Here is a 13,863-nt window from a genome sequence, read left to right as displayed (position 1 = left end):
CAAGAGGTCGGACCCTACCGTCCCCGCCACGTCGGCGACGAAAGCGGTCCGTCGGGAAGATCCGGCCGCATGCCGTAGTTAGTGGAAACGTGAACGACATAGCTGCGGTGCGTGCGGTGCGCGAGGTCGACGTCGTGGTGATCGGGGCCGGGCAGGCCGGGCTGTCCAGCGCCTATCACCTGCGTCGGGCCGGGTACGAGCCGGGGACCGGCTTTGTGGCCCTCGACCACTCCCCCGGCCCCGGTGGCGCATGGCAGTTCCGCTGGCCGTCGCTGACGTACGGCAAGGTGCACGGGATGTACGACCTGCCGGGCATGCGGCTGACCGGCGCGGATGACGGCCGGCCGTCGTCCGAGGTCATCACGGAGTACTTCACGCGCTATGAGTCCGCCTTCGATCTGCGGGTCGTCCGCCCGGTCGACGTCACGGCGGTGCGCGAGGGGGACGGCGGGCGGCTGCGGGTGGAGAGCTCGGCCGGGGTGTGGTCCACACGCGCGCTGATCAACGCGACCGGCACCTGGGACCGCCCCTTCTGGCCTCGCTACCCCGGGCAGGCCACGTTCCGGGGGCGACAGCTGCACACCGCGCAGTACCCGGGGCCTGAGGCTTTCGCGGGGCAGCGGGTGATCGTCGTCGGGGGCGGAGCCTCCGGCGTACAGCATCTGCTGGAGATCGCCGAGGTGGCTGCGGAGACCACCTGGGTGACGCGGCGGCCGCCCGTCTTCCGCTCCGGGCCCTTCGGCGAGGAGCAGGGGCGGGCGGCCGTGGCGATGGTGGAGGAGCGGGTGCGGCAGGGGCTGCCGCCGCTCAGTGTGGTGTCCGTGACCGGGCTGCCGATGACCGAGGCGATGCAGCGGGCCCGGGCGAAGGGCGTGCTCGACCGGCAGCCGATGTTCGAGCGGATCACCCCGGACGGCGTGGCCTGGGCGGACGGACGGTCCGTGGCCGCCGACGTGATCCTGTGGGCCACCGGCTTTCGCGCCGCCATCGACCACCTCGCCCCGCTGAAGCTGCGCGAGCCGGGTGGCGGGATCGCCGTCGAGGGGACGCGGTCGCTGCGCGACCCCCGCGTCCATCTGGTCGGCTACGGCCCGTCGGCCAGCACGGTGGGCGCCAACCGGGCCGGGCGGGCCGCCGTACACGAGATCCGGGAACTGCTCGCGGGCCCCGAGCGCGCCATCGCGTCGGCTGTATCGGTCCCGTCGGTCGCGTCGGCCGCCTCGTTCTAGGCAGCTCTGAGCGCCGGGCTGCCCTACGCCCCGCGCCCGGGGCGGCCGGCGACCGCGAAGGTCGAGTCGCGGACCACGAGCTCGGGCTGGAGCACGATGCGCCGGTGCCGGTGTACGTCGGCGTCCTCGCCGGTCTCCTCGATCAGCAGCTCCGCCGCCGTACGCCCCATCCGGAAGGCGGGCTGCCGTACGGACGTCAGCGGCACCGCGGCCGCCGCCGCGAACTCGATGTCGTCGTAGCCCACCAGCGCCACATCCCCCGGCACCGACACCCCCGCCGCGAAGAGCGCCTGCAGCACCCCCAGCGCCAGCAGGTCGTTGGCGCAGAAGACGGCGGTCGGCCGCGGCGACATGCCCAGCAGCCGCGCCCCCGCGTCCCGCCCCGCCGCCACATCCAGCCGCTCGGCCTCGATATGGACCAGGTCGCCGGGCGACATCTTCTCCTCGGCGAGCGCGCTGAGCAGGCCCTTGCGCCGGTCCTGGCACTGCGGCAGATGCATCGGGCCGCTGACGTAGACCAGCGCGCGGTGTCCCTGGGCGAGCAGATGGCGGCCGGCGAGGGCGCCGCCCTCGACGTCGTCCACGGACACCGAGCAGCCCTCGTCCTCCGGCATCTCACGGTCCACGAAGACGTACGGGATGTCGTGGCGCCGGAAGCCCAGCAGATTGCGCCCGGTGGCGTCGGCCGGGGTCACCAGCACACCGCGCACCCGGTGCTCGGCGAACAGCGAGAGGTAGTCGGCCTCCTCGTCGGGGCTCTGCGCGCTGTTGCACACCATCACCCCGAGCCCCGCCTCACGCGCCGCCCGCTCCGCGCCACTGGCCACATCCACAAAGAACGGATTCGCCATGTCCAGCACCAGCAGCGAAATGATCCGGCTACGCCCCGCCCGCAACTGCCGCGCCGACTCGCTGCGCACATACCCCAGCCGCTCGATCGCGGCGTGCACCCGGTCGCGGGTGGCCTCGGCGACCATTTCCGGCCGGTTGATCACGTTGGAGACCGTACCGACGGAGACGCCGGCCTGCCGCGCGACGTCCTTGATCCCTACCATGCGTCCCACGACCTTCGACCGCCCGCCTTCCCGCGGCCGGTGGCGGCCGCGGGACCCATGCTAGGCCGTCCGGGGCGGCTTCCTCCCGCACTCTGCCGCAGGTCTCCCGTACGGGCGGTCTCTCCTACGAGTGGCCTCCGCCTATGAGCAGGTCTCCGTGGAGCCGCTTGCGTTGATCCGCAGCGCGCCGCCCGAGGTGTTGGCGCTGTCGCTCACGCAGTAGCCGTTGACGCTCTGGAACATGACGTCGGCGGGGCTGTCGTCGCCGCGCTCGGCCGTGAAGTGGTTGAACTTCAAGCCACTGGCGGCGTTGGCGATGACCGCCGGGCGGCCGTCGTCGTCGGCGAACCGCACCGAGCTGTCGGTGAAGGTGATGCGGTCCGCGTTGTGGAGGTACCAGCCGAAGGCCGGGCGGGTGCCGATGCTCTTCGGGTTGTACTCCTTGGCGTCATTGCTGGGCACGCCGGTGGACATGGTGCCGTTGCCACCGGGGACGGTCAGGTTGACGTTGTTGAAGGTGATGTCGCTGATGCGGTTCGAGCCCGACTCTCCCCACAGGGTGGGGCTGAAGGAGGGGCTGTTGCCGGTCCCGGTGATGTCGTCGAAGGTGACGTTGCCGATGTGGCCGACGCCCGGGTTGTTGCCGCAGCGCTTTCTGGTCCCGATCTTCATCATGATGGGCGAGTGGACCCCGGTCATCGTGATGTCGCGGTAGTGGACGTCCGAGATGTTGGACCCGTCCATGGACACCATGCCGAGACCGGACTTGTCCGCGCCGTTGATGGTGATGCCCTGGAAGTCGTAGTCGGTGAAGTCGCCGCAGGTCTCGGAGCCGAACATCAGGGCGTTGCAGCACTTCGCGGACAACTTGCTGTCCCGCACCTTCACATGGCCGTTGGAGAGCTTGGCGCCGAGGGCGTAGTCGCTCTTGAAGACGAGCGCGTCGTCGTTGGCGGCGATATTGGCGCCCGTGACGGTGACATTGGTGGTGCTGATGATGTTCCAGCCGTCGCGGTCGCTCGCGGTGTCGATGGTGAGGTGGTCGGAGGTCACGTTGTCACAGCCGTTGATGAGGGCCGCGAAGTGGCCGCCGCGCCGCAGGGTGATCCCGCTGAGGGTCAGGTCCTTGCAGCGGGTCAGCGAGATGATCTTGTCGGCCTCGCCGGAGTCGGGGTTGCCGGTGATGAGGTTTCCGGCGCCGTCGATGGTGCCGGAGCCGGTGAAGCCGATGTTGGTGAGCTTGTCGCCGTAGAACATCGCGTTGTGGAAGTGGCTGTGCCCGTAGTCCTGGTAGTCGTCGTTCGGGTTGGACTCGGGCTTGTCGTAGGTGTCCGCGCTGGAGCCCTGGATGGTGGCGCCGGAGTCCAGCTGGAGGGTCACATTGCTCTTGAGATGCACCGTGTTCTTGGACTTGTACTGCCCGGACGGAAACTCCACGGTCCCGCCACCGGCGGCGTTGGCCGCGTTGATGGCCTTCTCGATCGCGCCGGTGTCGTTCGTCGACCCGTCGGCCTTCGCCCCGTAGTCCATGACGTCGAAGGTGGCGGCGGCGCGGCCGGCGGCGGCCGGCGTGGGCGCCTGGGCCACTCCGAAGACGATGGCGAGCGCGGACACCGCTAATGCGGCGATTCTCTTCACCCTTCTCTCTCCTTCGTATATCGGTCTTGTTCGCTTTGCAGCGGTAGATCCGATGTATCCGAAGGTCCAGACCGCGACTCATCGCGACGTAGGCGCAGGTGGACACCACCTTGACTCATGATCCCTCGTATCCAGTGAGCCACGGACGGCGGCGCGGTGCGGATAGGTCGGATCTCTCAGTCCGGAATGTAACAGGCACAGAAGGGCTGTCAATGGGCTCAGCGCAGCCGCGCCAGGCTCGATCCGCGGACCACGAGCTCGGGCTGGAGCACGATCCGCTGATGCCGGTGGGCGCCGGCCGCCTCCCCCGTCTCCTCGATCAGCAGCTCCGCCGCCGTACGCCCCATCCGGAACGCCGGCTGCCGTACGGACGTCAGCGGCACCGCGGCCGCCGCCGCGAACTCGATGTCGTCGTAGCCCACCAGCGCCACATCCCCCGGCACCGACACCCCCGCCCCGTACAGCGCCTGCAACACCCCCAGCGCCAAAAGGTCGTTGGCGCAGAAGACGGCCGTCGGCCGCGGCGACATCCCCAGCAGCCGCGCCCCCGCGTCCCGCCCCGCCGCCACATCCAGCCGCTCGACCTCGACATGGCGCAGCGCGTCATCGTCCAGGCCCGCCTCGCGCAGGGCCCGCACCGCGCCGGTGCGGCGGTCGTGGCACTGGGCCAGTTGCATGGGGCCGCTGACATACGCGATGGAGCGGTGGCCCTGGTCGAGCAGGTGGCGGGCGGCCAGTGTGCCGCCGGTGACATCGTCGACCGAGACCGAGCAGCCCTCCGCGCTGGGCACCACCCGGTCGACGAAGACGAACGGGATGCCGTGGCGCCGGAACGACTCCAGGTTGCGCCCGCTGATATCGGCGGGGGTGACCAGGACGCCGCGTACCCGCTGCTCGGAAAAGAGCGCCAGATACTCGGCCTCCTCGTCGGGGCTCTGCGCGCTGTTGCACACCATCACCCCGAGCCCCGCTTCACGCGCCGCCCGCTCCGCGCCACTGGCCACATCCACGAAGAACGGATTCGCCATGTCCAGCACCAGCAGCGAAATGATCCGGCTACGCCCCGCCCGCAACTGCCGCGCCGACTCGCTGCGCACATACCCCAGCCGCTCGATGGTGGCGAGCACCCGGGCCCGGGTCTCCTCCGACACCGACTCCGGACGGTTGATGACGTTGGAGACCGTGCCGACGGAGACCCGGGCCTGGCGGGCCACCTCCTTGATGCCCACCGGCCGTGCCATCAAGCCGCGACTTCCACAAGCTCCAGACCGGTGAGGTCGGCGAGGGCGCGCAGTTCGGGCAGCAGCCGGCCGGTGGCGAGCGCCCAGTGGTGGGCGACCCCGCTCGCGCTCCAGGCGTCGGTCCACTCCCCCGGGTCGCAGCCGAAGTCGACACGGGAGGTGGTGTTGCCGATCTTCAGCAGCGGGCCGCCGACCACCTCGCCCTCGGAGGCCACGATCTTGTAGCGGCCGTCCCGGGTCTGGCCGAGCCCGACGAGGGTGACCGGGCCGTGCCGCACATCGAACTCGACCGACACCCCCCAGCCGCGTTTGCCGTGGTAGACACCGAGTCCGCGCAGCAGCGGCCGGCGCTCGCTGATGGCGAGGTGGCCGGGCCCGTCGTGGCCCATCTCGACCACCGCGTCCCGGAAGTTGAGCGCCTGCAGCTCCGTGAAGGAGCCGCCCGCGCCGAAACGGTCGCAGATCAGCATGGCCAGCGAGGTGCGCAGCTCGTACTCGCCGGCCGCCGGGACGCCGCGCGCGGTGAGCAGCGACGAGCCGAGGATCATGCCCGCGCCCAGCTTCTCGTGGATCTCGCCGTCCAGGCCCCGGTGGTAGTACGCGAGCGAGTCCAGGTCGAAGTCGGCCACCAGCCGGTCCAGGCCCACGGACACACGCGCCGCCCAGGCCAGATCCTCCTCGACGACGGAGTCGGCGAGCTCGAACACCTCACGGGTCTCGGCCAGCTTCGCCGCCACCTCGTCGTCCTTGACCTGCTGGACCCGCACCCGCAGATCGTCGAACTCCAGGACCTCGACATGGCCGCCGAGGTTGCCGGTGACCATGGTGAGGTCGGTGGACACGTCGTACATCCCCGGGTAGAGGTGTCCCATCAGCCCGTGGCGGCCGTGACGCAGCACGGACCGCACCCCGGCGGCCCGGATCCAGCGGCCGATACGGTCCCAGGCCCGCTGGTCCTCCAGATATCCGGACACCGAGCGGAAGGGGACACCGACCCGCTCGAAGGCGTTCGCCATCTCGGGCAGCGGACACGCGCCGCAGTAGGCGAGCCAGGCGCCGGTGTCGAACGAGGCGTGGTCCATGGCCTCGGTGGGCTGGAGGTTGATCAGCAGCACGGGGGCACCGCTGCGCTGGGCGATGGGCACCAGCATGGTGGCGGTCATATAGGTGGTGAGAAAGCCGACGATCAGGTCGCAGTCCGCCGCGCGAAGCTTCTCGGCGGCCACCGCGCCCTCCTGGGCGTCGGAGATGAAGCCCACGTCGACGACCTCGGCGTCGAACTCCCGCATACGGTCGGTCACCCGGGCCGCGGAGCGGCGCAGCTGCGGCAGCAGATCGGGGAACTGGGGCCAGTACGCCCCGAGTCCGCCCGCGACCAGCCCGATCTTCGGTTTGCGGGCGACGGCGGGGAGACGTTCGGACATGGCGGCTCTCTCATCTCTCTGGCTGGTATCTGGCTGGGGAGGCGGGGCGGGGTGTTTCCCCGCCCCGCCCCACGGCTACGCGAGGTGGAAGACCTCCGTCAGCGGCTTCATCGCCTCATCCGGCTTCGCGCCGTCCAGCGCCTCGAAGAACTCCGCCATCTCCGCCTGCCACCTGGTATTGACGTCCGTCTCCGCCATGGCCGCCTGGGCCGCCGCGAAGTCCTCCGTCTCCAGATAGCCGACCAGCAGGCCGTCCTCGCGCAGGAAGAGCGAGTAGTTGTGCCAGCCGGTGGCGGAGAGGGCGTCGAGCATCTCGGGCCAGACGGCCGCGTGGCGCTCGCGGTATTCCTCGAGCCGGTCCTGGCGGACCTTCAGCAGAAAGCAGACGCGCTGCATGCCGGGCCGTCTCAGAAGTCGAAGTCGTCGATGTTGTCCTTGTTGAAGACGGTGGGCGGGCCGAGGATGACCTCGCCGTCCTTGCCGATCGTGTACTCACCGAGCTTGCCGGCCTTGAACTTCTCCCCCTCCGCGCCGGTGATCTGCCCGGACGCCAGCGCCGCCGCCGCGTAGGAGCCGAGGTAGCCGAGCTTCTTCGGGTCCCACAGGGAGAACTGCTCGACCGTGCCGTCCTTGACGTACTTGCGCATCTGGTTGGGCGTGCCGAGGCCGTTGATGACGACCTTGCCCTTGTACGAGGAGCCGCTGATGTAGCGGGCGGCGGCCGCGATGCCGACCGTGGTGGGCGAGATGATGCCCTTCAGGTTCGGGTAGGCCTTGAGCAGGCCCTGGGTCTCCTGGAAGGACTTCTGGTCGTCGTCGTCCCCGTAGGCCGTCTTGACCAGCTTCATGTTCTTGTACTTGGGCTTCTTCAGCTCGTCCTTCATGAACTCGATCCAGGTGTTCTGGTTGGTCGCGTTCTGAGTGGCCGAGAGAATGGCGATCTCGCCCTTGTAGTCGAGCTGTTCGGCGATGTGCTGGACCTGGCTGCGGCCGATCTCCTCCGAGCTGGCCTGGTTGATGAACAGCTGGCGGCATTCCTTGGCCGTGTCGGAGTCGTACGCGACGACCTTGATGTCCTTCTTCATGGCCTGCTTGAGCGGGCCGCACACCGCGTTGGGGTCGTTGGCGGCGATGAGGATGGCGTCCTGCCGCTGCTGGATGAGGGTGTTGATGTACGACACCTGGGAGGAGGCGCTGGCGTCGGAGGGGCCGACCTCCTTGCCCTTGCCGCCGAACTCCCCGGCCGCCTCGATGCCCGCGTCGTCGACGATCTTCTCGTACGGGTTGTTGATCTGCTTGGGCAGGAAGGCGAGCTTGAGCCCCTTCTTCAGCGGGGCGTCGGGGTTGGCCTTGGCATCTGTGGCCTTGACGTCGCCGCCGTTGTCGGAGGAGTCCTTCTTGGTGGTGCCGCCGCAACCCGCGAGGGTGACGGCCAGGGCACAGGCCGCGGCGACGGAGGCCGCGGCGCGGCGCCGGGAGGACGTGCGGAGGAACATGGAGAGACCTTTCGGGGAAGCGGGGAAGCAGGGAAGTCGGACGTGGTGCGGCGACGCGTCAGCTGTCAGCTGGAGGGGGTGGCAGCGGCTCTGCGGTGGCGCCATTCGCTGACGGTGGAGATCAGCCGGGGGGTGAGGACGGAGGCCACCAGCAGCAGCCCGGTGACGATCACCTGGACCTCGTTGGCGACGTCGTTGAGGGTCAGCAGGTTCTTCAGGATGCCGATGAGCAGCACTCCGGCGACCGCGCCGAAGAGGGTGCCCTTTCCGCCGTCGAAGTCGATGCCGCCGAGCAGGACGGAGGCGATGACCAGCATCTCGAAGCCCTGGCCGTTGTCGGCGCGGGCGCTGCCGTAGCGGAGGGTGAACACCACGCCCGCGAAGGCGGACACCAGCCCGGTGACCACGAACAGGAGGAGCTTGATGCGCTTGACGCGGATGCCGGCGAAGTACGCGGCGTCCTCCTGGGCGCCGATGGCGAACAGCGACCGGCCCAGTCCCGTGGCGTGGAGCACCACCGCGGCCACGACGGCCAGCACGATGAACAGCGCCACCGGATAGGTGATGAAGGTGCCGGGGATGGTGGTGGTGTCCACCGCCCACTTGGCGTAGGTCTCGGGGAAGTCGGTGATGGCGTTGGAGCCGAGCACCACGGAGGCAAGACCCCGGTAGAGGGCGAGGGTGCCGATGGTGACGGCGAGCGAGGGCAGCCCGACCTTGGTGACCAGCCAGCCGTTGAGCAGGCCACCGGCCACGCCGACCAGCAGCACCACGGGCACGATCGTCTCGAACGCCCAGCCGGAGTCCCACAGCTGCCCGGTGAGGGCGCTGCTCAGCCCCAGCATCGAGGCCACCGACAGATCCACCTGCCCCGCCACCACCAGCAGCGTCATGGGCAGCGCCATCAGCGCCACCTCGGCGATGTCGTTGAAGGCGAAGGCCAGGTTGTCGCGGCTCGCGAAGCCATCGGTGGTGCCCAGGCCCGTGACGAAGACCGCCACCAGCAGCACGCCGACCGCGGTGTCCCAGCGCAGCGCTCCGCGCAGCGGGCTCATCGGGCGCTCCTCTTCCTCAGCGCACGGGTCATGCGCACATTGACGATCCGGTCCACGCTGATCGCCGCCAGCAGCAGGGCGCCGGCGATGGCGTCCTCCCAGAAGGAGTCGACCTTCAGCACGGACAGGGCGCTGCCGATGGTGGTGAGCAGCAGCGCGCCCAGCGCCGCGCCCCACACCGTGCCGACGCCGCCGACGATGGCGACACCGCCGACGACGACCGCGCTGACCACGGTCAGCTCCCAGCCGTGCGCGTTGTCCGCGACGACGGTGCCGAAGCGGGCCAGCCACAGCGAGCCCGCGAAACCGGCGACGGCGCCGGAGAAGACGTACGCGCCCAGCACCCGGCGGCGGATCGGCACCCCGGCCAGCCGGGCGGCCTCCGGGCTGGAGCCGATGGCGTACAGCTCACGGCCGCTGCGGTAGGAGCGCAGGAAGTACGCGGTCACCGCCAGCACGGCGAAGGAGATCAGCGGCAGATACGGGATGCCCAGAACGCTGCCGCTGCCGAGGTCCAGTACGGACTGCGGCACATCGGCGGCGTTGATCTGCTCGCCCTCGGCCCACCAGTAGTCGATGCCCTGGATGATGTAGAGCATCCCGAGCGTCACCACCAGCGCGGGCACCTTGCCGAAGCTGACCAGCGCGCCGCTGACCAGGCCGCAGGCCATGCCGACCGCGATGCCGAGCAGGGCCACCAGCAGCGGACCGTGGTCCGTACCGGACACGAACTTGCCGCAGGCGAAGGCGGAGAGCCCCACCACGGAGCCCACCGACAGGTCGATATTGCGGGTGACCACGACCACCGACTGCCCCACCGCGAGCAGCACCAGGATCGCGGCGTTGAGCAACAGGTCCTTGACGCCCTGGTCGTTGAGGAAGCGGGGCTCGGCGATCCAGGTGAAGAGCACCAGGAGCACCAGGGCCCCGGCGATGCTGATCTCGCGGGCCCGGAAGACGGTGTCGACCAGCGAGCGCGCGGAGCGGCCCGCCTCGGCCTGCGCCGTGGGTTTCTCGATGGTGGCCGTCATGCCGCAGCCCTTCCCTTGCCGGTACGGCCGGTCGCGGCCGCCATGACGGACTCCTCCGTGGCCTCGGCGCGCGGGATCTCCGCGACCAGGCGGCCCTCGTGCATCACCAGGACCCGGTCGGCCATGCCCAGCACCTCGGGCAGATCGGAGGAGACCATCAGCACCGCGAGCCCTTCGGCGGCCAGCGACGACAGCAGCCGGTGCACCTCGGCCTTGGTGCCGACGTCGATGCCACGTGTCGGCTCGTCGACGATGAGCACCGCCGGGTCGGTGGCCAGCCACTTGGCGAGTACGACCTTCTGCTGGTTGCCGCCGGACAACACCCCGACGTGGTCGCTCAGCTTGCCGTACTTGAGCTGCAGCCTGGTTGCCCAGTCGGTGGCCCGGCCACGCTCCAGGGCCCGTTTGACGAGCCCTCCGCTGCGAATCCGGTCCAGTCCGGTGAGGCCGATGTTCCGCTCGATGGACATCTCCATCACCAGGCCGCGCTGGCGCCGGTCCTCGGGTACGAGCGCGAGCCCGGCGGCCATCGCGGCGTTCGGCGAGCCGGGGCGCAGCGGCGTGCCTGCCACCCGTACCTCGCCCGCGTCCGCCCGGTCCACTCCGAACACGGCCTGCGCCACCTCGGTGCGGCCCGCGCCGACCAGCCCGGCCAGCGCGACGATCTCACCCCGGCGCACCTCGAAGGACACATCCCGGAACACGCCCTCGCGGGTCAGCCGGTGCACCGACAGCGCCGTCTCGCCGACCCGCGTGTCCTGCTTGGGATACAGCTCGTCCAGGTCCCGGCCCACCATCCGGCGCACCAGGTCGTCCTCGGTCAGTCCCTCCAGCGGCTCGGAGGCCACCCAGCGGCCGTCCCGCAGGGTGGTCACCCGCTGGCAGAGCCGGAAGATCTCCTCCAGCCGGTGCGAGATGAACAGCACGGCCGCGCCCTCGGCGCGCAGCGCCTCCACGACCGAGAACAGCCGGGCCGTCTCGCTGCCGGTGAGGGCGGCGGTCGGCTCGTCCATGATCAGCACCCGGGCATCGAAGGACAGCGCCTTCGCGATCTCCACGATCTGCTGGTCGGCGATGGACAGCCCACGGGCGGGCCGGTCGGGGGCCAGGGCCACCCCGAGCCGCCCCATCAGCGCGGCGGTCGCGCTGCGCACCGCCTTGTGGTCGATCCGGCCGAGCCCCCGCCGGGGCTGGCGGCCCATGAAGATGTTCTCCGCGATCGACAGGTCGGGGAAGAGCGTCGGCTCCTGGTAGATGACGGCGATGCCCACGTCACGGGCGTTGGCGGGGCCGTGGAATACCACCGGTTCGCCGTCGAGCAGCACCTGCCCGGCGTCGGGGCGGTGGACCCCGGCGAGCGTCTTGATGAGCGTCGACTTACCGGCGCCGTTCTCGCCGGCGAGGGCGTGTGCCTCACCCGGGAACAGCTCGAGGGAGACGTCCCGCAGGGCCCGGACGGCGCCGAAGGATTTGTTCACCCCCTTGAGGGCGAGGACCGGAACTCCGGTCGAATCAGCCTGGCTCACGGTGTCGGTGTCTCCTTGCTTCCTTGCAAGAGCGGCCTTCAGGCCGAGGGAAAATGAAATGTTTCAAAGTCGGTGGCGGGAAGCTAACCCGGCGATTTGCCACCGTCAAGGGGGTATGCGCCAGGTAAATCAAGTCGTTGCCGTCCCTCTTGACGCGCCGGTGGCGGTGGACCTACGGTCCAGTAGCTTCGACATTGAATCGTTTTTCCACGTCAGCGACCCCGAGCCTGGGGCCGCCCCGCTTCTTGACGCCCGGCCATCCACACGGCTAGCGTCTGTTGAATCGTTTCATAGTTGCCAGTTGCCACAGTTGCCCTCGAGGAGACGTATGTCTGACCTTTCGGCCGTGAAGGCGGCCCTCAAGACCCAGGCCGTCGAGACGCCGTCGTGGGCGTACGGCAACTCTGGAACCCGCTTCAAGGTCTTCGCCCAGCCCGGTGTCCCGCGCACCCCGCAGGAGAAGCTCGACGACGCCGCCCAGGTGCACGCCTTCACCGGGGTGGCCCCCACCGTCGCCCTGCACATCCCCTGGGACAAGGTCGACGACTACGCGGCGCTCGCCAAGCACGCGGAGGAGCGCGGGCTGAAGCTCGGCGCCATCAACTCCAACGTCTTCCAGGACGACGACTACAAACTCGGCTCGGTCACCAACCCCGACCCCGAAATCCGCGGCAAGGCGCTCGCCCACCTCCTGGAATGCGTCGACATCATGGACGCCACGGGCTCCCGCGACCTCAAGCTCTGGTTCTCCGACGGCACCAACTACCCCGGCCAGGACGACATCGCCGCCCGCCAGGACCGGCTCGCCGAGGCCCTCCAGGCCGTCTACGAGCGGCTGGGCGACGACCAGCGGCTGCTGCTGGAGTACAAGTTCTTCGAGCCCGCCTTCTACACCACCGACGTCCCCGACTGGGGCACCGCCTACGCCCACTGCCTCAAACTCGGCCCCAAAGCCCACGTCTGCGTCGACACCGGCCACCACGCGCCCGGCACGAACATCGAGTTCATCGTCGCGCTGCTGCTCCGGGAGGGGAAGCTCGGCGCGTTCGACTTCAACTCCCGCTTCTACGCGGACGACGACCTCATGGTCGGCGCGGCCGACCCCTTCCAGCTCTTCCGGATCATGTACGAGGTGATCCGCGGCGGCGGCCTGGGCTCGGGCATCGCGTTCATGCTGGACCAGTGCCACAACATCGAGCCGAAGATCCCGGCGATCATCCGCTCGGTCATGAACGTCCAGGAGGCGACGGCGAAGGCCCTGCTGGTCGACCGCGACGCGCTGTCCGCCGCGCAGACATCGGGCGACGTCCTCGGCTCCAACGCGGTGCTGATGGACGCGTACAACACCGACGTACGGCCGCTGCTGGCCGAGGTCCGCGAGGAACTGGGCATCGACCCCGATCCGATGGCGGCGTACAAGGCCTCCGGGTGGGCGGAGAAGATCGTCGCGGAGCGAGTGGGTGGCACGCAGGCGGGCTGGGGCGCGTAGCGCCTCCGGCGGGGCTGCGGCACCGCCGCCGCGGCTCCGCCGCGCGGCGCGGCGGGTTCCCGGAGCTCCGCCCCGCGCCCGGGATCGGGGCCACGCCCCGGGCCCCGGCTGCTCGGCTACGACGGGTAAGGCCCCTGGCCGGAGCGGCGGGGCGGATGCCCGCCACCCTGCCTGGCGCGGGCCCGGGAGCTCCGCACATACCACCGGTCCGCGCGGGGGCTCCGCCCCGTCAGCTGGTACGTCGCACCGCCGCTGCGGCCCCGGCCCACACCCGGAGTCGGGGCTCCGCCCCGGACCCCGGGCCATCCAGCCACCGCTGGAAGGCCCAAGGCCGGGGCGTGCCACGGCGGTGGGGCGGGGGTCGGGCACCCCGCCCGGCGCGCGCCCTGGGGCTCCGCCCCACGCCCTGTCAGCCCGCTGCGCGACACGCGGGCGGACAGGGCCGAGCTGGGCACCCGGCACTTGTTGGCCAAAGCAAACCAGCTACCACTGGGAGGAGTCAGTGCCGAGCCGAGGCCACGCCACGGCGACGGAGTGGCTGCCCACCCTCCCGGAGGGGGTTGGCCTCGTCCGGGCCCACGGTCGGGGCGCGCCAACTGGCCGGCGGACACCCGCGAGTCGGGGCGAGCCCGCCAGGTGGGGCGGGGACGGCGAGGCTCCGCCTCGCGGGCGCCGGGAG

The 13,863-nt window shown here is 70.3% G+C and carries 11 protein-coding genes; 2 read left to right on the top strand and 9 right to left on the bottom strand.

Features of this window, described 5'->3' with window-relative positions:
• Nucleotides 1-116 precede the first annotated feature (116 nt).
• On the top strand, nucleotides 117-1,229 hold the full coding sequence (locus ACFV2X_RS38635) for an NAD(P)-binding domain-containing protein (RefSeq protein WP_385625947.1): 1,113 nt from the start codon (nucleotides 117-119) through the stop codon (nucleotides 1,227-1,229).
• Nucleotides 1,230-1,252: 23 nt separating this feature from the next.
• On the opposite strand, the gene ACFV2X_RS38630 is transcribed toward ACFV2X_RS38635, so the two are convergent.
• The 9 genes from ACFV2X_RS38630 to ACFV2X_RS38590 form a co-directional block, all read right to left on the bottom strand.
• On the bottom strand, nucleotides 1,253-2,284 hold the full coding sequence (locus ACFV2X_RS38630) for a LacI family DNA-binding transcriptional regulator (RefSeq protein ID WP_385625881.1): 1,032 nt from the start codon (nucleotides 2,282-2,284) through the stop codon (nucleotides 1,253-1,255).
• Between the two features lie 141 nt (nucleotides 2,285-2,425).
• Nucleotides 2,426-3,922 (bottom strand): glycoside hydrolase family 28 protein, encoded by a 1,497-nt coding sequence (locus ACFV2X_RS38625; protein WP_385625880.1) that lies wholly within the window; start codon nucleotides 3,920-3,922, stop codon nucleotides 2,426-2,428.
• Nucleotides 3,923-4,140: 218 nt separating this feature from the next.
• Nucleotides 4,141-5,163, bottom strand: coding sequence for a LacI family DNA-binding transcriptional regulator (locus ACFV2X_RS38620; RefSeq protein ID WP_385625879.1), 1,023 nt, complete (start codon nucleotides 5,161-5,163; stop codon nucleotides 4,141-4,143).
• A complete protein-coding gene (locus ACFV2X_RS38615) occupies nucleotides 5,163-6,587 on the bottom strand; it encodes an arabinose isomerase (RefSeq protein WP_385625878.1) in 1,425 nt (474 codons plus the stop codon). Before ACFV2X_RS38615 ends, ACFV2X_RS38620 begins: the two co-directional genes overlap by 1 nt.
• Before the next feature lie 75 nt (nucleotides 6,588-6,662).
• Complete coding sequence (locus ACFV2X_RS38610; protein ID WP_385625876.1) at nucleotides 6,663-6,983, bottom strand: L-rhamnose mutarotase; 321 nt, start codon at nucleotides 6,981-6,983, stop codon at nucleotides 6,663-6,665.
• A gap of 11 nt (nucleotides 6,984-6,994) precedes the next feature.
• Entirely contained in the window at nucleotides 6,995-8,083 is a 1,089-nt protein-coding gene (gene rhaS, locus ACFV2X_RS38605; RefSeq protein ID WP_385625874.1) for a rhamnose ABC transporter substrate-binding protein, read from the bottom strand.
• Between the two features lie 65 nt (nucleotides 8,084-8,148).
• A complete protein-coding gene (locus ACFV2X_RS38600) occupies nucleotides 8,149-9,138 on the bottom strand; it encodes an ABC transporter permease (protein ID WP_385625872.1) in 990 nt (329 codons plus the stop codon).
• Entirely contained in the window at nucleotides 9,135-10,169 is a 1,035-nt protein-coding gene (locus ACFV2X_RS38595) for an ABC transporter permease (protein ID WP_089510276.1), read from the bottom strand. The genes ACFV2X_RS38600 and ACFV2X_RS38595 overlap by 4 nt, the downstream gene beginning before the upstream one ends.
• Entirely contained in the window at nucleotides 10,166-11,695 is a 1,530-nt protein-coding gene (locus ACFV2X_RS38590) for a sugar ABC transporter ATP-binding protein (RefSeq protein ID WP_385625870.1), read from the bottom strand. The genes ACFV2X_RS38595 and ACFV2X_RS38590 overlap by 4 nt, the downstream gene beginning before the upstream one ends.
• Before the next feature lie 328 nt (nucleotides 11,696-12,023).
• On the opposite strand from ACFV2X_RS38590, the gene rhaI reads away from it, so the two are divergent.
• Nucleotides 12,024-13,184 carry an L-rhamnose isomerase gene (rhaI, locus tag ACFV2X_RS38585; RefSeq protein ID WP_385625869.1) on the top strand — a complete coding sequence of 387 codons (1,161 nt, stop codon included), beginning with the start codon at nucleotides 12,024-12,026 and terminating at the stop codon, nucleotides 13,182-13,184.
• Nucleotides 13,185-13,863: the final 679 nt, after the last annotated feature.

Source organism: Streptomyces sp. NPDC059679, assembly GCF_042734105.1.
Lineage (GTDB): Bacteria > Actinomycetota > Actinomycetes > Streptomycetales > Streptomycetaceae > Streptomyces.
This window is presented reverse-complemented; position numbering and strand designations above follow the sequence as displayed.